This window comes from Kitasatospora papulosa, assembly GCF_000717245.1.
Lineage (GTDB): Bacteria > Actinomycetota > Actinomycetes > Streptomycetales > Streptomycetaceae > Streptomyces > Streptomyces papulosus.
Genome location: NZ_JNYQ01000009.1, coordinates 61,887 through 83,178, shown reverse-complemented (window position 1 = coordinate 83,178; position 21,292 = coordinate 61,887). Strand labels below are relative to the sequence as shown.

Below are 21,292 nucleotides of genomic sequence, written 5' to 3'. Positions count from 1 at the left end.
CGCGGCGGAGGCCCGTGCCGGGCGCGTTCCTGACGCCCGCGCCTCACACCAGCCGTAGTGCCCGGGGGCCGGCCCGGTCCGTGATGATCCCGACGAGGTCGTCGAAGAGGGTCGGGCCGCGGCCGGCCCTCGCCTCGGCCAGCTCGCGCTCGATCCGGGCCCGGTTGGTGGGGTGCGCCCGGGGGAGCAGACCCTCCAGCCGTCGGGCGGTCTCCTCGTGGCCCAGCGCGCGGGCGGAGCGGGCGTGGTCGCGCCACTCGATGACGAACGCGCCGTCCTCAGGGGTGCCGAAGCCGCCGCCGAGACAGTCCGCGAACGCGTCGAGGCTGCGGCCGAAGTAGCCGCCGGGGCCGTTCACCGCCTCGCCCATCACGTCCCAGAAGCTGTCCAGGCCGGTGACCCCGGAGCCTTCGATCACATACGTCACGGTCATACGTGGAGCGTACAAGCGTCATCTATCCCGTCACCGGCCCGAGGGCCCGCGCCGCAGGTGGGGGACTGCGGCGCGGGCCGGTCCGGGGAGCGGTGTCAGCAGCCGTGGTCGACGAGGTCGAAGGACTCGTAGTGGTCCGCCGTGTAGTAGTCCTCCTCGGTCTCCTCGCCCGTCACGATGCGCCGCGCACCGCGGTCGGACGAGCCGGGCGTGATGACCGTGTACTCGTGGTAGTAGCCCGTGCTCTGGCTGGGCAGCAGTGCCTCCCTGTTCTGGAAGACGGTGCCGTCCTGGTCGTACGGGAACGGGCCGCCCGCCTCGATCAGGTCGAGCGTGTCGTGTGCCTGGGACGGCAGCGCGGAGTAGCAGACGCTGCCGACCGCGGTGGTCGAGGGAGCCGTCGCGGCCGACGCGGTGACCGGGCCGCCGACGAGGAGGACGGACAGGAGGGCGGCCGCGCCGCCGAGCGTGGTGATCCGTGGGGGGATTCGCATGCTCACCATGATGACGCGCGTAGATCCCCATCCGTCAACGCCAACACATGTGAATTTTCAGTAAGTTAACCGTGAGTACGAAAATGTGACGAGCCCCCTCGACCGCCCCGGGCGTGCGGGGGGCGCGTTCATGTGTTGACGCCCGATGATGAGTGGCGGCTCCGCTGTGGGGGCATGCATCCCGTGAAGGCGTTCGAGACATGACGTCATGAAACGGAATCAGGGGAGGCCGATTCAGCGTGCGTGCGGGGGACATGGCGATGCGACAGGAGAGCCCGCCGGTGCGGCTGTACCGCAGAGTCGGCCACGCCGACCTCTCGGCCGTCGGGGAGATACGGGCGGCGCTGCGGGACTTCCTCCGGTGCAGGCGCCGGCCGGAGGAGACCGATGTGGCCGAGCTCCTGCTCAGTGAGCTGGTGACGAACGCGCTCATCCACACGAGGAACGGCGCCGTGGTCACGGTGACGTCCATGGCCGCGCGACTGCGGGTGGAGGTGCGTGACTTCACGGCCGGGCAGGAGCCCGCGCCGTACGTACCGAACGCCGACGACGGTACGCACGGCAGGGGACTTCTGCTCGTCCAGAGCCTGGCGGACTCCTGGGGAGTCACGGCCAAGGCGCTGGGCAAGGTGGTCTGGTTCGAACTGAACGTCGTCACACCCTGACGCTCAGCCGAACTGCTGCTCCAGGTCCTTCAGTTTCTGCTCCAGCGAATCGAGCCGGGGCAGGGCCTGGGTGTCGTCCTCGGCGGTGAGGTCGACGGTCGCGGGGTCACCGCTCGTGTTCTGTGCCGACGTACTCCTGGAGTTCGGGCCGTTCACGGCTTGCAGGGACGGCCGGGGGCGCAGCGGCAGTTGCCCCTGCTCCGTTATGGCGGGCTCCGCGACGGCCGGTGGGCCGCCGCCCGGTGCCGGGGCGATGGCCTGGACGTCCACCTGGCGACCGGTCCGGCCGCCGCGCCCCCAGACCCGGTTCTGCCGGTTCAGGGCCTTGATGCGCGCCCGGTCCAGCTTCGCCTGGTCCCTCCGGCGGTGCCGGTCCTGTTCCCTCTCCCGGCGATCCTCGCGTACCTCGTCCACCGCCTCGTCCAGGGTGCGTACGCCCTCGAGGAGCATCAGCGACCAGGCGCCGAAGGTCTCCCTGGGGGCGCGCAGCCACCGCACGATCCGGATCTGCGGCAGCGGGCGGGGCACGAGGCCCTGCTCGCGCAGCGCCGCACGGCGGGTCTGCTTCAGGGCGCGGTCGAACAGCACCGCCGCCGAGAGGGACATGCCCGCGAAGAAGTGCGGGGCGCCCGCGTGGTCCATGCCGCGCGGGGCGTGCACCCAGTTGAACCAGGCGGCCGCCCCGGCGAACGTCCACACCAGGAGCCGCGAGCCCAGAGCCGCGTCACCGTGGCTGGCCTCGCGGACGGCGAGGACCGAACAGAACATCGCGGCCCCGTCGAGGCCGAAGGGTACGAGGTACTCCCAGCCCCCGCTGAGGCTGAGGTTCTGCCGGCCGAAGCCGACGAGGCCGTGGAAGGACAGGGCGGCGGCGACCGCGGCACAGCAGAACAGCAGGACGTAGGAGGCGGTGGCGTAGAGCGCCTCCTTGCGCCTGCGGCGCTCCTCGCTGCGTTCCCAGCTGTCGTCGGCCGCGGCCTTCTCAGCGGCGCGCTTGCCGCGCGCGACCACCGTCACCGCCGCCATGACCCCCACGAGCAGTACGGCGCCCGGAAGCAGCCAGTCAAGCGATATGTCGGTCAGTCTCATGCGCGGTCCCTTGCGTCACGTAGGGCGTTTCGTGCGCCATCGTGACGGAAACATCGCCGCGCTCAGGGGGGTTTCGGGACAAGTGAACGCCATTGGGTCGGCGGGCTTCATCGTTGGGCGGAATCTTTTCGAATGCCCGCCCTGGGAGGCCGAGTTGCGTTCGAATCAGGGTCACCCGAACGGGGGGTGTGAGTCGTCGAACGCCTCAGGTGGCGGGCGTCAGTTTCCGGACGCGGTCCGCGTCGCAGGTGCGCGGGCAGGTGACGCAGGTGTCCTCGGGCCGCAGGGTGTAGAAGAGGCAGCAGCTCGCGCGGTCGCGGGTGGGGAGCGATTCGCCGTTCGGGCCGGTGAGTTCGCGGAAGCCGGCCGTGCCCACGTAGGGCTTGGTGGTGCCCGGCAGCAGCAGTTCCAGCTCCCTCATCGCCCGGCCCTCCTCACCGAGCAGATGGGCGACGTACCAGAGGCCCTCGACGATCTCGTCGGTGGCCATGCCCCACAGGGCCCGCTTCCCGCGCCTCATGCGCGGACGGAAGCCGTCCAGCACCGGGCCGATGTGCTGCGCGACCGCGTCGAGGACCTCGGCCCGCAGGGCCGCCTCGTCGGGCACGACCCGCGCGCCGGGCGTCTCTGCCGCCGGGTCGTCGGGCAGGCAGGCGAACTCGCCGACGCGGAGGGTCAGATGGCCCAGGCCGCGGTGGAAGCTGACATCCGCGACGGGGATCCGCGGCACCCGGCGGTGCGTGAACCACGGCAGGGTCACCAGGAGGCAGGCGGGCCACGCGTAACGGTGCAGCCCGAAGCTCGCCACCACGTCCGGGCGGGCCCGTGTGCCGTAGTCCCGCAGCACCTGCGCCTCGTCCCAGGCCAGGAAGTCGTCCAGCTCGGCTCCGCCCGCCGCCAGCGCGGCGGCACCGACCCAGCCGTCGCCGGAGGGGGCCGCGACGTCGTCGGCGAGCACCTCCGCCCGCAGCCCGGGGAAGACCTCGGCCAGACGTTCGTAAGGCGCCGTCAGCGGGGACGGGGCGGTGGCGGTGAGCAGGGCGGGCACGGTCATTCAGGGACCACCGAATCACGATCTTTTTGCAGGTAAGCCTTACCTTACCCGAAGAGATCGGTGTTTGAACTGCCGCCCGCTCCGCCTATCGTGCACAGGTGGCCCCGCGCGCGCGAGCCGGGCCACCGGTTGGAGGAGGTACCCGTGGAGCAGGGCAGAGCGCGTGAGGACGCGCGGCCGTACGCGCCCTCGGGCACCCCGCAGGACATCCGCGTGCCCGAACAGGCACGCGGCGAACACACCCACGGCGAGCCGTCCGCCCCCCGCACGGTCCAGCGGCACTCCGTGCGGGGCCAGATCCTGGACGCCCTGCGTGCCGCGCTGGTCGGCGGAGAGCTCGCTCCGGGCGAGGTCTACTCCGCCCCCGCGCTCGGAACCCGCTTCGGCGTGTCGGCCACCCCGGTGCGCGAGGCGATGCAGCAGCTGGCCGTCGAGGGCGCCGTCGAGGTCGTGCCGAACCGCGGCTTCCGCGTCAGCACGAGAGGCCCCCGGGAGCTGGCGGAGCTCGCCGAGGTGCGCGCGCTGATCGAGGTCCCCGTCATGCTGCGGCTCGCCCGCACCGTCCCGGCCGCCGGCTGGTGCGCGCTGCGCCCGCTCGCCGACGCCACGGTCGCGGCGGCGGCCGTGGGCGACCGGGCGGCGTACGCCGAGAGCGACCGCGCCTTCCACCGCGCCGTGCTCGCGCTGTCCGGCAACCAGCAGCTCGTGTCGGTCGCCGACGACCTCCACCGCCGCTCCCAGTGGCCGCTGGTCGACGGCCCCGCCGGCCGCGGGGCCGAACTGCTCGCGGACGCCTCGGAGCACACGGCCCTGCTCGACGCGCTCATCGCCCAGGACCTCACCGTGGTGCGGTCCCTCGTGCGTGAGCACTTCAACGGCGCGGACCTCTGACGCGGGCCGGGCCGGGCGGCCCGGTACGTCAGTTCGCCCCGGCGGTCCCGGGGGGCGGTGGATCCAGCCGGGGGGCGAGCCAGGTGGGCACACCGCCCAGCAGCCTGAACAGCCGGCCGGCCTCCGCGCGCAGCCGGGCGGCCGCCTCGGGTTCCGGCTCGGCGTCCGCCAGCGAGATGAGCGCCGGAGCCGTACCCACGAGATAGCCCAGCTCCTCCCTTATCCGCAGCGACTCGGCGAAGCCGTGCCGCGCCTCCGCGCGTTCCCCCTCGCGCAGCGCGAGCGAGGCCAGGTGCCGCCAGGTGAAGGAGAGCAGCAGTTCGTCGCCCCGGTCGGTGGCGCCGGCGTGCGCCCGGCGGTAGGCGGCGCGGGCGGCCTGGGGCGAGTCGGCGATGTTCTGCGCGATCAGGCCCCGGCGGAAGTCCAGCAGCGGACGGCCGGATGCGGAGGGCGGCAGCAGGGCGGCGGCCCTGCTGAGAGCCACGCTGGCCTCGTCGGCCCGGTCGCGCGCACCGAGCAGGGTGGACGCGTAGGCGAGGTAGCCGCGCTCGCACGCCGCCGCCCCGCGCTCGGAGTCGTCCTGGGCGAGGGCCTCGGCGGTGCGCAGCGCGTCCTCGGCGTCGGTCCAGCCGGTACCCGTGTAGAGGCACCGCTCGGTGAGGAGCGAGGTCCGCTGGAGGGCGGCCGCGGCGTCGGTGGCCGCCTGCGGTCCGAGGAGCGCGGCCGCGTCCGTCCAGCAGGCCCGCGAGCGCAGCCGCCATACCGCGGTCTGGAGCGGCGGATCGTCATCTGCTGTCGTTCCGGAACCAGACATGGCGGTATGCGCCACATTGCCCTCCCCGAGCGCGCCATCGAGCTGTGGAGGCCTGCCGGCGAAAGCCGGTCGGCCAGGGTCTGCGCGCATCTCAGCACGGAATGGCACGCCGGGCCAAGGGGTGGGATCAATGTCAGGTGAAAGATTTCACAATCGCCCGGAGCCCCGCAGGGCCGTGATACGCCCGGACGTCAGCTCATACGCAGGGCGAGGAAGAAGTCGAGCTTGTCCTCGAGGCGCGAGAGGTCACGTCCCGTCAACTGCTCGATACGTCCGACGCGGTAGCGCAGTGTGTTGACGTGGAGGTGCAGCCGGGCCGCGCAGCGGGTCCAGGAGCCGTCGCAGTCCAGGAAGGCCTCCAGCGTCTCGATCAGCTCCGCGCGGTGCCGACGGTCGTAGTCGCGCAGCGGGTCCAGCAGCCGCGCCGTGAAGGCGCGGCGGACGTCGTCCGGGACGAAGGGCAGCAGCAGGACGTGCGAGGCGAGCTCGTGGTGGCCGGCCGCGCAGACCGCGCCCGGCCGGGCCGCGGCGACCCGGCGGGCGTGCCGGGCCTCCTCCAGCGCGCCGCGCAGCCCCTCGGCGGAGTGCACGGCCGCGCTGACACCCAGTGTCAGCCGCCCGTCGTCGCCGAGTCCGGCGGAGAGAGGCTCCCGGACGGCGTCGAGGAGCGCGTCGGCGTGCAGCGCGGCCTCCAGCTGCTCCGCGTCGGCGGACTCCGCCGACGCGCCGGCCTCTTCCGGGGGCCGGGAGGCGAGCGCCGTCAGCGGGACGAGGGCGACGGCCTCCTCCCCGGCGTACGCCACGGCGATCCGGTCCGCGGAGTCGGGGCCCGTCACCGTCGGGTCGACGAGGATCTCCTCCAGCAGGGCCTGCGCGGCCCGGCCGGCCGGCTGCGCCGTGTCCTCCCGCGCCCACTCGACGCGGGCCACCACCACCTGCCAGTGCGGCGCGGTGCCCAGCCCCGGCAACAGGACCGGGGCGGCCACCCGCAGCCGGGCGGCGATCTCGGCGGGGGCGGCGCCCGTCTGGACCAGCTCCAGGACCTCCTGGGCGAGTCTGCGGCGTACCGCGCGTGCGGCGTCGCGGCGGTCCCGCTCGACCGCGATGAGCTGAGTGACGCCCTGGAGCAGGTCCAGCCGGGCGGCCGGCCAGTCCCCGGCGTCCGCCGCCACGGCCAGCAGCCAGTCCGAGAGCACCGACTCACGCACATCGGGGGACGGGACGGGCAGCGCCGCGCGGCCGGTGTTCCGGATCGGGAACAGCGAATATGCGGTGCCGTCCACCTCCGCGGGGTGCGGCCCGGGGCGGCCGGTGCGGGTCGCCGCGAGGTGCAGACCGGCCAGCCGCGCGCCCACCCGCGGTGGCAGGGCCTCGCCGGCTCCGGCGATCTGCCGGCCGGTGGGGGACAGGACCCAGGCACGCAGGTCCAGGTCGGAGGTGAGCAGGTCGAGGACCACCTCGGGGCCGCCGCCCGCCGGGCCCGAGGTCATCAGCCTGCGGTGGCGGTCGACGACCGCGGCGAGGTCCCCGGCCCGCTCGCCGGAGACCTGGCGCACCACGTGTTCGGTGATCGTCGCGAATGCCACCGTCTCGTTGACCGCGAAGAGCGGCAGCCGGTTCCGCAGGCACGCCTCGACCAGGTCGTCGGGGACGGCCCCGAGCTCCGCCTCACCCGCGGCCAGACCCGCCACCCCGGCGTTCGTCAGGAGCCGTACGAACGGCTCGGAGTCCGACGCGTCCCGGCGCCAGGCCAGTCCCGTGAGGACCAGCTCACCGCCGGAGAGATAGCGGCTGGGGTCGCGCAGGTCGGTGGTCATGACGCCCCGGACCGAACGGTCCAGCTCGTCCTCGCCGCCGAGCAGCCGCAGGCCCAGCGCCTCGGTGTCCAGCAGTGCGCGCAGCCGCATCGTCGATTGCCGCCGATCTCTTCGTGGGTGCGGTGGGACGGCGGAGTCTCCTGTGAATTGCGGTGAGGTTACCGCGACCCGCCATTCGTTCGAATCTACAAGACGGGAACGGGGACCAGCCAATTCCTTCATGGTTTCGGTGACTGCACCGAGTGGAGCAAGGCTTGTGTACTGGGCCACACACCGCGTCAACAACACAGGAACGGCCTCCGTCGCAGCACGGCGGGCCGACGGGCCGGCCGTCCCCAGCCCCAGCCGAACGACCCGACCGAGAAGAAGAAGAGAGCCACTCATGGACTTCCTTCGCCCCGCCAGCTGGGAGGAGGCGCTCGCCGCCAAGGCCGAGCACCCGACGGCTGTGCCCATCGCGGGTGGCACCGACGTGATGGTCGAGATCAACTTCGACCACCGGCGGCCCGGACACCTCATGGACCTGAACCGCATCGGTGAGCTGTCCGAGTGGCAGGTCGGCCCGGACAGCGTGCGTCTCGGGGCCTCCGTGCCCTACAGCGCCGTCATGGAGAACCTGCGGACCGAGCTGCCCGGGCTCGCCCTCGCCTCGCACACCGTCGCCTCGCCGCAGATCCGCAACCGCGGCGGCGTCGGCGGAAACCTGGGCACCGCATCACCCGCCGGGGACGCCCACCCGGCGCTGCTCGCCGCGGGCGCCGAGGTCGAGGCCGCGTCCGTACGGGGGACGCGGATGATCCCGATCGACGACTTCTACACCGGCGTCAAGCGCAACGCCCTCGCCCCGGACGAGCTCATCCGGGCCGTGCACATCAGGAAGGCCGACGGCCCCCAGCAGTACTCCAAGGTGGGCACCCGCAACGCGATGGTCATCGCCGTCTGCGCCTTCGGCCTCGCGCTCCACCCCGGAAGCCGCACCGTGCGCACCGGCATCGGCTCCGCCGCCCCGACCCCGGTCCGGGCGAAGGAGGCCGAGGACTTCCTGAACGCCGCGCTGGAGGAGGGCGGGTTCTGGGAGAGCGGCAAGATCATCACCCCGTCCGTGGCCAAGCAGTTCGCCCAGCTCGCGGCCGGGGCCTGCAACCCCATCGACGACGTACGGGGAACCGCCGCCTACCGCCGGCACGCCGTCGGCATCATGGCCCGCCGCACGCTGGGCTGGACCTGGGAGCAGTACCGCGGAGCGGGACGCACCCTCGAAGGAGCTGCTTGATCATGCGAGTGAACTTCACGGTCAACGGCCGTAAGCAGGAGGCGGACGACGTGTGGGAGGGCGAGTCCCTGCTGTACGTCCTGCGCGAGCGCATGGGCCTGCCCGGTTCCAAGAACGCCTGCGAACAGGGCGAATGCGGCTCCTGCACGGTCCGCCTCGACGGTGTGCCGGTCTGTTCCTGTCTCGTCGCGGCAGGCCAGGCGGAAGGACGCGAGATCGTCACCGTCGAGGGGCTGGCGGACTACGCCCGGCACCGCGACGACGCCCACCCCGGCGCGGGCTGCGCCGCCGGCACCTGCGGCACCTCGCTCGACGCCGCCCGGCGGTGGCAGGCCGGGCCCGCCGACGCGCAGAGCGCCGAGGCCGCCGAACTCTCCCCGATCCAGCAGGCGTTCATCGACGCAGGCGCGGTCCAGTGCGGCTTCTGCACCCCCGGCCTGCTGGTCGCGGCGGACGAGCTGCTGGAGACGCGTCCCTCGCCCTCCGACCAGGACATCCGCGAGGCACTCTCCGGCAACCTCTGCCGCTGCACCGGTTACGAGAAGATCCTCGACGCGGTCCGCCTCGCGGCCGCCCGTCAGGAAGAGGCGGTCCGATAGCCATGGCGCTGCACCCACGAGCCGCGTCCGTACCGGCCGGCACCCCCACCAGGATCACCCAGGGGTCGCAGACCCGGGGTGGCATCGGCGAGTCCACCCTGCGCCCCGACGGCACCCTCAAGGTCACCGGCGAGTTCGCGTACTCCTCGGACATGTGGCACGAGGACATGCTGTGGGGCCACACGCTCCGCTCCACCGTCGCCCACGCCGAGATCCGCTCCGTCGACATCGGCGAGGCCCTCGCCACCCCCGGCGTGTACGCCGTCCTCACCTACGACGACCTGCCCGCCGAGATGAAGAACTACGGGTTGGAGATCCAGGACACCCCCGTCCTCGCCCACGGCAAGGTCCGCCACCACGGTGAACCCGTGGCACTGGTCGCCGCCGACCACCCCGAGACCGCGCGCCGCGCCGCCGCCAGGATCCGTATCGACTACGCGGAACTGCCGGTCGTCACGGACGAGGCGTCCGCGACGGCGCCCGGCGCGGTGCTCGTCCACGAGGGCCGCACCGACCACCACATCGGGCACGTGCCGCACCCCAACATCGTCCACCGCCAGCCCATCGTCCGGGGCGACGCCGACGGGGCCGCCGCGCGGGCCGACGTGATCATCACCGGCGACTACGTCTTCGGCATGCAGGACCAGGCCTTCCTCGGCCCGGAGTCCGGCCTCGCCGTACCGTCCGAGGACGGCGGTGTGGAGCTGTACGTCGCCACCCAGTGGCTGCACTCGGACCTCCGCCAGATCGCCCCCGTCCTCGGCCTGCCCGAGGACAAGGTCCGCATGACGCTCTCCGGCGTCGGCGGCGCCTTCGGCGGACGCGAGGACCTGTCGATGCAGATCCACGCCTGCCTGCTCGCGCTGCGCACCGGCAAGCCGGTCAAGATGGTCTACAACCGCTTCGAGTCCTTCTTCGGACACGTCCACCGCCACCCCGCGAAGCTCCACTACGAGCACGGTGCCACCAAGGACGGCAAGCTCACCCACATGAAGTGCCGGATCGTGCTGGACGGCGGTGCCTACGCCTCCGCCTCCCCGGCCGTCGTCGGCAACGCCTCCTCGCTCGCGGTCGGACCGTACGCGGTCGAGCACGTCGACATCGAGGCGATCGCCCTCTACTCCAACAACCCGCCCTGCGGCGCCATGCGCGGCTTCGGAGCGGTCCAGGCCTGCTTCGCCTACGAGGCCCAGATGGACAAGCTCGCCGCCGCCCTGGACATGGACCCGGTCGAACTCCGGCAGCTGAACGCCATGGAGCAGGGCACCCTGCTCCCCACCGGACAGGCCGTCGACTCGCCGGCCCCGGTCGCCGAGCTGCTGCGCCGCGTCAAGGCGAGGCCCCTCCCGCCCGAGCGGCAGTGGCTCGCGGCCGACGCCGACGGCAGCTCCGTCGACGTACGCGCCCTTCCCGGAGGCCTGTCCAACACGACCCACGGCGAAGGTGTCGTGCGGGGTGTGGGCTACGCCGTCGGGCTGAAGAACGTCGGCTTCTCCGAGGGCTTCGACGACTACTCCACCGCCCGGGTGCGGATGGAGGTCATCAACGGGGAACCGGTCGCGACCGTGCACACCGCGATGGCCGAGGTCGGCCAGGGCGGCGTCACCGTCCACGCCCAGATCGCCCGCACCGAACTGGGCGTCAACCAGGTGACCATCCACCCGGCGGACACCCGGGTCGGCTCGGCCGGCTCCACCTCCGCCTCCCGGCAGACGTACGTCACCGGGGGCGCCGTGAAGCACTCCTGCGAAGCCGTCCGGGAACGGGTCCTGGAGATCGGCCGCCGCAAGTTCGGCACGTACCACCCCGCCTGGGCCACCGCCGAACTCCTCCTGGAGGGCGGCAAGGTCGTCACCGACGGGGGTGAGGCGCTCGCCTCGCTGGCCGACGTGCTGGAGGACGAGGCGGTCGACGTCGAGCTGGAGTGGCGCCACCGGCCCACCGAACCCTTCGACCTGCGCACCGGGCAGGGCAACGGCCACGTCCAGTACTCCTTCGCCGCACACCGCGCGGTCGTGGAGGTCGACACCGAACTCGGCCTGGTCAAGGTCATCGAGCTCGCCTGCGCCCAGGACGTCGGCAAGGCGCTCAACCCGCTGTCGGTCGAGGGCCAGATCCAGGGCGGCACCACCCAGGGGCTGGGGGTCGCCGTCATGGAGGAGATCATCGTCGACCCGAAGACGGCGAAGGTGCGCAACCCCTCCTTCACCGACTACCTGATCCCCACCATCCTCGACACCCCGACCATCCCGGTCGACGTGCTCGAACTCGCCGACGACCACGCCCCCTACGGGCTGCGCGGCATCGGCGAGGCCCCGACCCTGTCGTCCACCCCGGCCGTCCTCGCGGCGATCAGGAACGCGACGGGCCTCGAGCTCAACAGGACCCCGGTGCGCCCCGAGCACATCACCGGGACCTGACGGCTCCGCCGAAGACCCTCCGGGCGGTGCGCACCTGCCGTGAACGTCACACTTCCCCGCGCCGCGCGCCGTCCGGAGTCACCGCACCAACCGCACCGACCGCACCATCCGTACGAAGAGTTCGTCTCGGGCCGTCCCCCGGGTCGTGCGCCTCGCGCTCATCCCAAATCCCGCAGTCAACACAGCTCCACGCGGGTGCCCCTGTGAACCTTGGGAGTCAGGCAACATGACCCAGCAGTCCGTGGAACCCAGGACAGGCGCGGAGGACGCGGGCCCCGGCTCGCGCGTCCCCGCCGGACGGTCCTGGCTCGACCGGTACTTCCACATATCCGAACGCGGATCGACCGTCGCACGCGAAGTGCGCGGCGGCGTCACGACCTTCATGGCCATGGCGTACATCCTTCTGCTCAACCCGCTCATCCTCGGCGGCGAGGACGTCGACGGCCAGGTGCTCGGCCGGTCGGGGCTGATCACCGCCACCGCCCTCGCGGCGGCGGCCACCACCCTGCTGATGGGCTTCGTCGGCAAGGTGCCGCTGGCGCTCGCCGCCGGGCTGAGCGTGTCCGGCGTGCTCGCGTCGCAGGTGGCGCCGGTCATGACCTGGCCGCAGGCCATGGGCATGTGCGTGATCTACGGGCTGGTGATCTGCCTGCTCGTCGTCACCGGCCTCCGTGAAATGATCATGAACGCCATCCCGCTCGCCCTGAAACACGGCATCACCATCGGGATCGGCCTCTTCATCGCCCTCATCGGCCTCTTCAAGGCCGGCTTCGTCCACCAGGGCACCGCGACCCCGCTGTCCCTCGGCCCCGCCGGTGAACTCGCCGGCTGGCCCGTCCTCGTCTTCGCCGTCACCCTGCTGCTGATCTTCGTGCTGCAGGCGCGCGACGTCCCCGGCGCCATCCTGATCGGCATCGTCGTCGGCACCCTGGGCGCGCTCGTCGTCAACGCCGTCTGCGACATCGACCCGAAGGCGTGGAGCAGTGGCCCGCCCGAACTGAGCGGCGGCGCGGTCTCCTCGCCCGACTTCTCGCTCTTCGGGAACGTCGAGTTCGGCGGCTGGGGCGACGTCGGCGTGATGACCGTCGGCCTGATCGTCTTCACACTCGTCCTGGCCGGCTTCTTCGACGCGATGGCCACCATCATCGGAGTCGGTACGGAGGCGAAGCTCGCGGACGACAAGGGCCGCATGCCCGGCCTGTCGAAGGCCCTGTTCATCGACGGCGCGGGCGGGGCGATCGGCGGCGTCGCCGGAGGCTCCGGCCAGACCGTGTTCGTCGAGTCGGCGACCGGCGTCGGCGAGGGCGCCCGTACCGGGCTCGCCTCGGTCGTCACCGGGCTCTTCTTCGCCGCCTGCCTCTTCTTCACCCCGCTCACCGCGATCGTGCCGGCCGAGGTCGCCTCCGCCGCCCTGGTCGTCATCGGCGCCATGATGATGCAGAACGCCCGGCACGTGGACTGGGCGGACCGCTCGGTCGCCGTCCCGGTCTTCCTCACCGTCGTCCTGATGCCGTTCACCTACACCATCACCACCGGGGTGGCCGCGGGCGTCATCTCGTACGCGGCCATCAAGCTCGCCCAGGGCAGGGCCCGTGAGGTCGGCGTCTTCATGTGGGTCCTGACGCTGGTCTTCGTCGTGTACTTCGCCCTCCATCCCATCGAGAGCTGGCTGGGCGTCAGCTGACGCCCGCCACGCCCCCGCACATCGGTCAGAACGGAGACACGCCATGCTGGACATCGCCGAGGAGCTCCACCGGTGGGCCGGGCAGGGACGCTCGTTCGCCGTGGCCACCGTGGTGGCCGTCGGCGGCAGCGCGCCCCGGCAGCCCGGTGCCGCCCTCGCCGTGGACAGTGACGGCACGGCTGTCGGCTCGGTCTCCGGCGGATGCGTGGAGGGCGCGGTGTACGAGCTGTGCCGGCAGGCGATCGAGGACGGCACGACCGTCCGCGAACGCTTCGGCTACAGCGACGACGACGCCTTCGCCGTCGGCCTGACCTGCGGAGGCGTCATCGACATCCTGGTGACCCCGGTGCGCGCGGACGACCCCGCGCGCCCGGTGTTCGCCGCCGCGTTCGCCGCCGCCGCCGAAGGGCGCGCGGCGGCGGTCGCCCGCGTCACCGAAGGGCCCGCCGAACTGCTCGGCCGGCCCCTGCTCGTCCACCCCGACGGCGCGTACGCCGGCGGGCTCGGCGGACCCGCCGAGCTCGACCGCACGGCTGCCGCCGAGGCCCGCGCGATGCTCGACACCGGATGCACCGGGGAACTCGTCATCGGCGCCGAGGGCACCCGCTGCGGCAGCCCGCTGACCCTGCTCGTCGAGTCGAGCGTCCCGCCGCCCCGGATGATCGTCTTCGGGGCCATCGACTTCGCCGCCGCACTGGTGCGGGCCGGGCGCTTCCTCGGCTACCGCGTCACCGTCTGCGACGCCCGCCCCGTCTTCGCCACCGCGGCCCGTTTCCCCGAGGCCGACGAGATCGTCGTCGACTGGCCGCACCGCTACCTCGCCGGCACCGAGGTGGACGCGCGCACGGTGCTCTGCGTCCTCACGCACGACCCCAAGTTCGATGTCCCCCTGCTGGAACTGGCGTTGCGGCTGCCGGTCGCCTACGTCGGAGCGATGGGCTCCCGCCGTACCCATCTGGAGCGCGACGAGCGGCTTCGTGAGGCGGGTGTCACCGACCGCCAACGGGCCGCGCTGCACTCACCGATCGGGCTCGACCTCGGCGCGCGTACGCCCGAGGAGACGGCTCTCTCCATCGCGGCGGAGATCGTCGCCGACCGGCGTGGCGGCACCGGACTGCCGCTGAAGGGCGCGCACACCCCGATCCATCACGAGAGCGGACCCGCGCCGGTCCCGGTGGCCTGAACCGCGCGGTCGTCGGCCGTCCACCCCGGGCGGATTGCCGCCACGGCGGTTTCACGCCAGGGGTGAAGCCGTCCGCGGCCCCGGATTTACCGGTAGATCAGCTGCATGACATTTTCCCTCTCCTCCGTTTCCGGCCGGGCGAGACCCGCTCGCGCGGGACGCAGGGCTCTGCTCATAGCGACCTCCGTCGCCCTCGTGAGCGGCGTCATGCTCCCCGCGGCGGGCCCCGCCACCGCCGCCCCCGAGCCGTCGGCCACCCGGGACCGCCCCGTACCCGAGGTCCGCGACCACGCCATCACGCTGGTCACCGGCGACGTCGTCCACTGGACGGACGGCGTGGGCGGACAGGACACCGTCACCGTCGACCGCCCCGAGGGCGCCACCGGCGGCGTGCACGTGCGACAGGCGGGGGAGGACCTCTACGTCATCCCCGACGAGGCGAGCGCCCTCCTGGCCGCGGAGAAGCTGGACCGCCGACTGTTCAACATCTCGACACTCGTCGAGATGGGCTACGACGACCGTCGCTCCGGCGGCATCCCCCTGATCGCCACCTACGCGGCGGGCACGGGGCGTTCGCTGCCCACCGCCCCACGCGGCAGCACGAAGGTCCGCACCCTGGAGTCGGTCCACGGCATGGCGCTCAAGGCGGGCAAGGACGACGCCCGCGCCTTCTGGAACGACATCACCCGTACGCGGAAGAGCCGTTCGCTGGACGGCGGCATCGCGAAGCTCTGGCTCGACGGAAAGGTCGAGGCGGCGCTCAAGGACTCCGTCCCGCAGGTGAACGCACCGCAGGCCTGGGCGGAGGGCTTCGACGGCAAGGGCACCACGGTCGCCGTCCTGGACACCGGCATCGACGCGACGCACCCGGACGTCAAGGACCGCGTCAAGCAGTCCAGGAGCTTCGTCCCCGGTGAGGAGGTCGTCGACGGGAACGGCCACGGCACGCACGTCGCCTCCACCATCGCGGGCTCGGGCGCGGCGTCGGACGGCGCCAACAAGGGCGTGGCCCCCGCCGCCGACCTGATCGTCGGGAAGGTCCTGAGCAACGAGGGGTCCGGCGCCGACTCGGGCATCATCGAGGCCATGGAGTGGGCGAAGGCCGAAGGCGCCGACGTCGTCTCCATGAGCCTCGGATCCAGCATCCCGGACGACGGCGGCGACCCGATGGCGCAGGCCGTCGACGCCCTGTCCGCCGACGGAGGCCCGCTCTTCGTGATCGCCGCGGGCAACGCCTACGGCGCGGGCACCATCGGCTCGCCCGGCTCCGCCGCGAGCGCGCTCACCGTCGCCGCCGTCGACAAGCAGGACAGGCGGGCCGACTTCTCCTCCATGGGCCCGCTCGTGCGCTCCTACGGCCTGAAGCCCGACCTGTCCGCCCCCGGCGTCGACATCAACGCCGCCGCCTCCCGGTCGGTCCCCGGCATCGACGGCATGTACCAGTCGATGTCGGGCACCTCGATGGCCACCCCGCACGTCGCCGGAGCCGCCGCCGTCCTGAAGCAGCGTCACCCCGAGTGGTCCGGTCAGCGCATCAAGGACGCGCTGATGAGCTCGTCGAAGCTGCTGCCCGACCACACGCCGTACGAGCAGGGCACCGGCCGCCTCGACGTGAAGGCCGCCGTCGACACGGCGATCGAGGCCACCGGCTCCGTCGAGGTCGCGTCGTACGACTGGCCGCACAGCGCCCAGGACGCGGTCGCCGAGCGCACCCTCACCTACCGCAACACGGGCGACGAGGACGTCACGCTGAAGCTGGCGACCGACACGGACGCCGCCGCCTACACGCTGTCCACGCCCGAGCTGACCGTCCCGGCCGGTTCCACCGCGGCGGCCGTCCTCTCGATCGACCCGTCGAGGATCGCGAACGACACCCGCTTCTCCGGCCAGGTGCTCGCCACCGACCCGTCAGGCGCCACGGTGGCGCACACCGGCTTCGCCGTGAACAAGGAGCGGGAGCTCCACGACCTGACGCTCCGTCTGCGGGACCGGGACGGCGAGCCGATGGACGGAACCGTGGTGCTCGCCGCGCTCGGGGACACCGAACTCGGCCTGGTCCAGGTCTCCAGTGAGACCACCCTGCGGCTGCCCCCGGGCAACTACACCGCCTGGACCTCGGCCGACGTCGACGGCGACCGCTCCGACTCGAAGGCCGTCGCGTTCCTCTCGGCCCCCGAGACGATCCTGGACAAGGCCACCACCGTCACCCTCGACGCCTCGAAGGCCCGCAGGGTGAGCGTGCGCACCCCGCAGGAGACCGAGACCCGCCAGCTGCGCTACGACATGGCCCGCACCTCCCCCGAGGGCGTGGTCCAGCGGGACGCCTACCAGATCCCGCTGACCTACGACCAGTTGTGGGCGAGCCCCACGAAGAAGGTCACCCAGGGCGACTTCAGCTTCCTGACCCGCTGGCGCCAGGGCGAGGAACTGATCGACCTCACCGCCGACGGCCGCGACGTCCCGGTCACGGTGCAGAGCGGCTCGTCCGTCGCCGAGGACAGCGAGCAGAAGCTCACCGGGGTCTTCGCCGGCAACGGCGCGGCCGCCGACTACCAGGGCCGCGCCGTCAAGGGCAAGGCCGTCGTCGTCACCCGCAGCGACACCGTCCCGCCCGCCGAGCGGCTGGCCAACGCCCTCGCGGCGGGCGCCAAGGCGCTCTTCGTCGTCAACGACGCCCGCGGAGTCGCGATGGAGAGCTACGCGCCGTACGGCGAGGAGACCACCATCCCGGTCGCCTCGGTGCGCAAGGGCGCCGGCGGGACGCTGATCGAGGCGGCGCGACACGGCAGGAAACTCTCCGTCGACCAGCGGAAGTTCGCGTCGTACGTCTACGACCTGGTGGACCGTCACGACGGGACCGTTCCCGACCGCTCCCTGGCCTTCGCCCCGTCGGCCCGTCAGCTGGCGAAGGTGGAGAACACCTTCTACGGCCACAAGGCGACCCTGGGCGGCGGCTACCGCTACGACATCCCGGACTACGGCCCCGGCATCGGCTTCGAGGAGTACGAGAAGTTCCCGGGCACCCGCACCGAGTGGGTCACCCCGCTGCCGGGCGACTCCTTCTGGTACGAGAACCACTCCGTGCTGAACGCCGACGCCTCCGACACGGCGCACGAGATGCGCAGCGCCGAGCTCGACCACACGGCCGGCCGCACCTACCGCGCCGACTGGTTCGCCCCGGTGACCGGCCCTCGGCTGGGAACGGCCTACTGGGGACCGTTCCGTACCGCCGACAACGACGTGCAGTTCAACATCACGCCGTGGACGGACTCGGGCGAGGGCCACTCCGGCTCGATGCCCGCGGACGAGTACGACACCACGTCCTTCGCCTTCCACCAGGGCGACACCCTGCTCAAGAAGGGTGCGGGCCGGGCCGGTTACGTCTGGGACCTGCCGGCCGGGAAGCTCCCGTACCGCCTGGTCATCGACTCGGAGCGGGACGCGGCCACCTGGAAGACCTCCACACGGACGCACACCGAGTGGAACTTCCTCTCGGGCGCTCTGCCGGACGGCACGGAGCGGGCCGACATCCCGCTGCTCCAGCTGGACTACGAGGTGGACACCGACCTGGCGGGTGACGTCAGGGCCGGCCGGACGATCGAGGTCGGCCTGGCGTCCGGCACCCAGGCATGGCTCGACGGCGCGGTGAAGGCCACGCGGGCCTCGCTGTCCGTCAGCTACGACGAGGGCGCGTCCTGGAGTGCGGCGGAACTGCGCAAGGGGTCGGCGGGGCGGTGGACCGCGAAGCTGCGGACACCCGCGAAGGGCGCGTCCTCGGTCTCCCTCAGGGCACACACCGAGGGCCCGGGCGGACTGGCCGTCGACCAGGAGATCATCAAGGCCTTCGGCCTGAAGTGACCCGCTGAACGGCCCGGTCGCAGTGGTCCCGCATCCGCGCGTGGGGTGCGGGACCACCGCGTCGTGCGAGGACACGTCCCCGCCGGGCTCCGTTCCTCACCCGCGGCGGGCGGCCTTCTCCTGTGCCTTGCGCCGTGCGACGGTGTACGTCGACCAGTCGCCCCGGTGCCGGTCGCACCGGGAGGCGTCCTTCATCGCCAGCCGTCGGCAGCGCGTGCCCTTCAGGGTGGGTGCTCCGCACCTCGACTGCGTACGAGCCATGTTCCGACCGCCCTCCGAGTCCCGTCGGCGGGGTGCCGACGGGACTCAGACTCGCCCTTGGGGGTGGTGCCGGGGAAGGCGCACCGGCCCCTTCCGGATGCGCTCCGGAGCACACGGGCGGCCGGCACCGCTCGGAGTGCCGTGTCTCCGGCTCCGGGGCGGCCGGCCGGCCGTGCGCGGGGGAGGGGGTCAGCGCCCGGACTGCAGGGCGGCCCAGGTACCGGCGCCGACGCTGCCGTCGACCGCGAGGTTCCGCGAGCTCTGGTAGTCGCGGACCGCCTTGTCCGTGTTCGTGCCGAAGGCCCCGTCGGCGGCGACGGTCCTGCCCAGCGCCGCGGTCAGTGCCCGTTGCAGCCGCTTCACCGCGTCGCCCGAGGCGCCGGTGTCCAGCGCCGGAGTGGTGCCGGCCGAGAGCAGGGCGGTCCAGGTCCTCGGGCCGACCGTGCCGTCGGCGTCGAGACCACGCGCGGTCTGGAAGGCGCGTACGGCGTTCCCGGTGGCGGTGCCGAACACGCCGTCCTCGGCGCCCGCTCGGTAGCCCTGCTGGTTGAGCAGCGTCTGGACGGCCTTCACCTGGGATCCCGTCGAGCCGCTCTTCCGGGTCGTGTACGACGCGAAGCTCAGTCCGTCGGCGGAGCCGGTGGCGCCTTTGACGAGCTGCATGTAGTAGGTCCAGTTCCAGTTGGCACCCGGGTCGGTGTGGTCGTTGCCGGGTGCCTCGCTGTGCCCGATGACGTGCGAGCGGTCCTTGGGGATGCCGTACCGGTCGCACAGGTACTTCGTCAGTGCCGCCGACGAGCGGTACATCGGGTCGGTGAACCACGTCGGGTCGTCGATGAAGCCCTCGTGCTCGATACCGAGCGACGAGGCGTTGGCGCTCTTGGCGTGGTACGCGGTGTCCTTGTCCCGCACCATCTGGGTGACCTGGCCGTCCGAGGAACGGACCACGTAGTGGGAGCTGACCTTCGAGGTGGCGTTCTGGAACCAGCTGATGGTCCCGGCGTACGAGCCCTGGGTGACGTGGATGACCACCTTGTCCACCGTCGCCGTGCGGCCCGTCGCGAAGTTGGCGGAGTTGGCGGCCACCCAGAGGGCCGGCGGATAGTCCGGGCTCTGGGCGGTGATGTCGGCCTTCGCGAAGGGTCCCTTCTCGGGGGAGACCGGCCGGGAGGTGACCGAGACCTGTTCGCCCCCCGCCACGGTGGCCCGCAGCCCCTCCGCGAGGAAGGTGTAGACCGTGTCCGCGTAGAGCGCGGCGACCGCGCCCTCGGCTCCGCTGTAGCGGGCGACGACCGGGTACCAGGCGTCGATGTCCGCCCGGTCGGCCGTGTCCAGGCCCAGTGTGTCGGCGTGGTCCCGCAGGACGGCCGCGCCGCCCAGGATGTTCGTCCCGGTGTCCTTGCGGAGATCGGCCGTGGACTCGCCCGTCAGCGCCGAGGCCTTCTCGAGCGAGTGGTTGACGGGGTTGCTGACCAGGTGCATCACGCCGTAGCCGTTGTCCTGGCTGGGAAGCCCGGCGTGGCCGTTCAGATGGGTCTCCCCGTAGCCGACGGCGGCGAGCAGGTCGCGCGGTACGCCGTACTCCTCGGCGGCCCGGTCGAAGGCCTGGTTCATGGAATCCGCGTCGGCGGGGGCGGCTGCGGCCGGACGGCCGGCGACGAGGGCGGTGACGGTCAGCGAGGCCAGAACGGCGGCGCGGCCTCGGGTGTGGCCGGCGGGACGTCGGGGCATACCTGCTCCAGGTCTGTGGGGGAGGGAGAGGCCCTCCGGACCCGGTGGGGTGGGCCGAGGGCGTCCGAGCCCGCACAGGCTATCCAGCCGCCCCGGACCTGACAACGACGTCTGCCCGTGTCCAACTCGCCTTCACTCCAATGGAGTTGGCCGTCCCACATGTGCCGTGCGGGCGGGCCGCACCCCGTGCGGACGTAACGGCCCGCCGCTGCCGCTACCAGCGGTTCCGGTGGATCACGTCGGCCACCGGACGGCGCCGGACGGGGCCGAAGTTGCCCTGGGGCCACCCCACCGGAATGGCGGCGAAGGTGTGTGTGTCCGAGGGGATGCCGAGTGCCTTCTTCCACTCCTGCTCCAGCATCAGGTGCCAGATGGTCAGGTTGGCCGCCAGCCCCAGCGCCCGTGCGGCGAGCAGCAGGTTCTGGACGCCCGGGTAGACGCAGGAGCCCTCCGCGAGTGCCTGGAACCGCGTCTGGGTGCTCGACATGTGCTCGAGGCCGGCGGGGCCGAGCGACGCGGCGTAGACGCCCAGGCCCTCCTCGTCGAACTGCGCCTCCGGGAACTTGTAACAGGGGATGATCAGTGCCGGGGTGTCCGCGAAGTGGTCGCGCTGGTACTCGATCGCCGCCACCATCCGCCCGTACGCGGCGTCGTCCATGCCCTTCGGCGCGTGCTTGCCGGTCGTCGCGAGATAGGCGTCCACGCAGCGCTTCCAGAGGGGAGCGAGGTCCGCCATCACCGCGCGGTCGGTGACGACGACGTACTCGTACGCCTGCATGTTGCCGCCGCTCGGCCCCCAGACCGCGGCCTGTACGAGCCGGTCGATCGTCTCGTCCGGGACGGCGTCCGGCCTGAGGCGGCGCATCGCGCGCATGGTGGCCATGGTCGGGAAGAGGGCGGGCCCGTCAAGGGCGGGCGCGTCGGAGTACACCGTTTCGAAGGTCATGATCGCGGAGTTTACGTCTCAAGCACCGTCACGGGGACCCCTGTTGACGCTTCGCTCCGCACCGGCTGCGAGGAGCCGGG

General features: G+C 72.4%; 17 protein-coding genes. 8 read left to right on the top strand and 9 right to left on the bottom strand.

What is annotated here, in order from left to right; translation table 11 throughout:
- Positions 1–43: 43 nt before the first annotated feature.
- Positions 44–433: a barstar family protein gene (locus IA22_RS0122775; RefSeq protein WP_015579330.1), complete on the bottom strand. Its 390-nt coding sequence runs from the start codon at positions 431–433 to the stop codon at positions 44–46.
- A gap of 95 nt (positions 434–528) precedes the next feature.
- Positions 529–927: a guanyl-specific ribonuclease gene (locus IA22_RS0122770; protein ID WP_030124673.1), complete on the bottom strand. Its 399-nt coding sequence runs from the start codon at positions 925–927 to the stop codon at positions 529–531.
- A gap of 254 nt (positions 928–1,181) precedes the next feature.
- On the opposite strand from IA22_RS0122770, the gene IA22_RS0122765 reads away from it, so the two are divergent.
- Positions 1,182–1,592 carry an ATP-binding protein gene (locus IA22_RS0122765; protein WP_049799023.1) on the top strand — a complete coding sequence of 137 codons (411 nt, stop codon included), beginning with the start codon at positions 1,182–1,184 and terminating at the stop codon, positions 1,590–1,592.
- A gap of 3 nt (positions 1,593–1,595) precedes the next feature.
- On the opposite strand, the gene IA22_RS0122760 is transcribed toward IA22_RS0122765, so the two are convergent.
- Both IA22_RS0122760 and IA22_RS0122755 read right to left on the bottom strand, forming a co-directional pair.
- Positions 1,596–2,681, bottom strand: a complete 1,086-nt coding sequence (locus tag IA22_RS0122760; protein ID WP_014153225.1) for a DUF2637 domain-containing protein — start codon at positions 2,679–2,681, stop codon at positions 1,596–1,598.
- A gap of 205 nt (positions 2,682–2,886) precedes the next feature.
- A complete protein-coding gene (locus IA22_RS0122755; RefSeq protein WP_014153224.1) occupies positions 2,887–3,735 on the bottom strand; it encodes a (2Fe-2S)-binding protein in 849 nt (282 codons plus the stop codon).
- Between the two features lie 144 nt (positions 3,736–3,879).
- Between IA22_RS0122755 and IA22_RS0122750 the strand changes: the two genes are divergently transcribed.
- A complete protein-coding gene (locus IA22_RS0122750; protein WP_014153223.1) occupies positions 3,880–4,626 on the top strand; it encodes a GntR family transcriptional regulator in 747 nt (248 codons plus the stop codon).
- Between the two features lie 28 nt (positions 4,627–4,654).
- On the opposite strand, the gene IA22_RS0122745 is transcribed toward IA22_RS0122750, so the two are convergent.
- Both IA22_RS0122745 and IA22_RS0122740 read right to left on the bottom strand, forming a co-directional pair.
- On the bottom strand, positions 4,655–5,440 hold the full coding sequence (locus IA22_RS0122745) for a hypothetical protein (RefSeq protein WP_030124672.1): 786 nt from the start codon (positions 5,438–5,440) through the stop codon (positions 4,655–4,657).
- A 191-nt stretch (positions 5,441–5,631) separates the two neighbouring features.
- Positions 5,632–7,347, bottom strand: coding sequence for a PucR family transcriptional regulator (locus tag IA22_RS0122740; protein WP_030124671.1), 1,716 nt, complete (start codon positions 7,345–7,347; stop codon positions 5,632–5,634).
- 292 nt (positions 7,348–7,639) lie between these two features.
- On the opposite strand from IA22_RS0122740, the gene IA22_RS0122735 reads away from it, so the two are divergent.
- From IA22_RS0122735 to IA22_RS0122705, 6 genes are all read left to right on the top strand, one after another.
- On the top strand, positions 7,640–8,530 hold the full coding sequence (locus tag IA22_RS0122735) for an FAD binding domain-containing protein (RefSeq protein ID WP_014153220.1): 891 nt from the start codon (positions 7,640–7,642) through the stop codon (positions 8,528–8,530).
- Between the two features lie 2 nt (positions 8,531–8,532).
- Complete coding sequence (locus IA22_RS0122730; protein WP_014153219.1) at positions 8,533–9,129, top strand: (2Fe-2S)-binding protein; 597 nt, start codon at positions 8,533–8,535, stop codon at positions 9,127–9,129.
- A gap of 2 nt (positions 9,130–9,131) precedes the next feature.
- A complete protein-coding gene (locus tag IA22_RS0122725; RefSeq protein ID WP_030124670.1) occupies positions 9,132–11,549 on the top strand; it encodes a xanthine dehydrogenase family protein molybdopterin-binding subunit in 2,418 nt (805 codons plus the stop codon).
- A gap of 226 nt (positions 11,550–11,775) precedes the next feature.
- The gene (locus tag IA22_RS0122720) at positions 11,776–13,233 is read left to right on the top strand and encodes an NCS2 family permease (protein WP_014153217.1); all 1,458 of its coding nucleotides are present in this window, start codon (positions 11,776–11,778) and stop codon (positions 13,231–13,233) included.
- 43 nt (positions 13,234–13,276) lie between these two features.
- Positions 13,277–14,416, top strand: coding sequence for an XdhC family protein (locus tag IA22_RS0122715; protein ID WP_030124669.1), 1,140 nt, complete (start codon positions 13,277–13,279; stop codon positions 14,414–14,416).
- Between the two features lie 207 nt (positions 14,417–14,623).
- Positions 14,624–18,274, top strand: coding sequence for a S8 family serine peptidase (locus IA22_RS0122705; RefSeq protein ID WP_030124668.1), 3,651 nt, complete (start codon positions 14,624–14,626; stop codon positions 18,272–18,274).
- A gap of 96 nt (positions 18,275–18,370) precedes the next feature.
- Here the strand turns inward: IA22_RS0122705 and IA22_RS37175 are convergent, their stop codons facing one another.
- The 3 genes from IA22_RS37175 to IA22_RS0122690 all read right to left on the bottom strand — a co-directional run bounded on the left by IA22_RS37175 (position 18,371) and on the right by IA22_RS0122690 (position 21,212).
- On the bottom strand, positions 18,371–18,535 hold the full coding sequence (locus IA22_RS37175) for a hypothetical protein (RefSeq protein ID WP_015579340.1): 165 nt from the start codon (positions 18,533–18,535) through the stop codon (positions 18,371–18,373).
- Between the two features lie 189 nt (positions 18,536–18,724).
- Complete coding sequence (locus IA22_RS0122695) at positions 18,725–20,266, bottom strand: peptidoglycan-binding protein (protein ID WP_030124667.1); 1,542 nt, start codon at positions 20,264–20,266, stop codon at positions 18,725–18,727.
- Positions 20,267–20,480: 214 nt separating this feature from the next.
- The gene (locus tag IA22_RS0122690; protein WP_014153212.1) at positions 20,481–21,212 is read right to left on the bottom strand and encodes a nitroreductase family protein; all 732 of its coding nucleotides are present in this window, start codon (positions 21,210–21,212) and stop codon (positions 20,481–20,483) included.
- Positions 21,213–21,292 lie beyond the last annotated feature (80 nt).

Bases quoted from the DNA above. Each gene is read 5' to 3' on its own strand.
- IA22_RS0122775 (WP_015579330.1), bottom strand. From the start codon at position 433: ATGACCGTGACGTATGTGATCGAAGGCTCCGGGGTCACCGGCCTGGAC.
- IA22_RS0122770 (WP_030124673.1), bottom strand. From the start codon at position 927: ATGCGAATCCCCCCACGGATCACCACGCTCGGCGGCGCGGCCGCCCTC.
- IA22_RS0122765 (WP_049799023.1), top strand. From the start codon at position 1,182: ATGGCGATGCGACAGGAGAGCCCGCCGGTGCGGCTGTACCGCAGAGTC.
- IA22_RS0122760 (WP_014153225.1), bottom strand. From the start codon at position 2,681: ATGAGACTGACCGACATATCGCTTGACTGGCTGCTTCCGGGCGCCGTA.
- IA22_RS0122755 (WP_014153224.1), bottom strand. From the start codon at position 3,735: ATGACCGTGCCCGCCCTGCTCACCGCCACCGCCCCGTCCCCGCTGACG.
- IA22_RS0122745 (WP_030124672.1), bottom strand. From the start codon at position 5,440: ATGTCTGGTTCCGGAACGACAGCAGATGACGATCCGCCGCTCCAGACC.
- IA22_RS0122740 (WP_030124671.1), bottom strand. From the start codon at position 7,347: ATGCGGCTGCGCGCACTGCTGGACACCGAGGCGCTGGGCCTGCGGCTG.
- IA22_RS0122735 (WP_014153220.1), top strand. From the start codon at position 7,640: ATGGACTTCCTTCGCCCCGCCAGCTGGGAGGAGGCGCTCGCCGCCAAG.
- IA22_RS0122730 (WP_014153219.1), top strand. From the start codon at position 8,533: ATGCGAGTGAACTTCACGGTCAACGGCCGTAAGCAGGAGGCGGACGAC.
- IA22_RS0122725 (WP_030124670.1), top strand. From the start codon at position 9,132: ATGGCGCTGCACCCACGAGCCGCGTCCGTACCGGCCGGCACCCCCACC.
- IA22_RS0122720 (WP_014153217.1), top strand. From the start codon at position 11,776: ATGACCCAGCAGTCCGTGGAACCCAGGACAGGCGCGGAGGACGCGGGC.
- IA22_RS0122715 (WP_030124669.1), top strand. From the start codon at position 13,277: ATGCTGGACATCGCCGAGGAGCTCCACCGGTGGGCCGGGCAGGGACGC.
- IA22_RS0122705 (WP_030124668.1), top strand. From the start codon at position 14,624: ATGCTCCCCGCGGCGGGCCCCGCCACCGCCGCCCCCGAGCCGTCGGCC.
- IA22_RS37175 (WP_015579340.1), bottom strand. From the start codon at position 18,535: ATGGCTCGTACGCAGTCGAGGTGCGGAGCACCCACCCTGAAGGGCACG.
- IA22_RS0122695 (WP_030124667.1), bottom strand. From the start codon at position 20,266: ATGCCCCGACGTCCCGCCGGCCACACCCGAGGCCGCGCCGCCGTTCTG.
- IA22_RS0122690 (WP_014153212.1), bottom strand. From the start codon at position 21,212: ATGACCTTCGAAACGGTGTACTCCGACGCGCCCGCCCTTGACGGGCCC.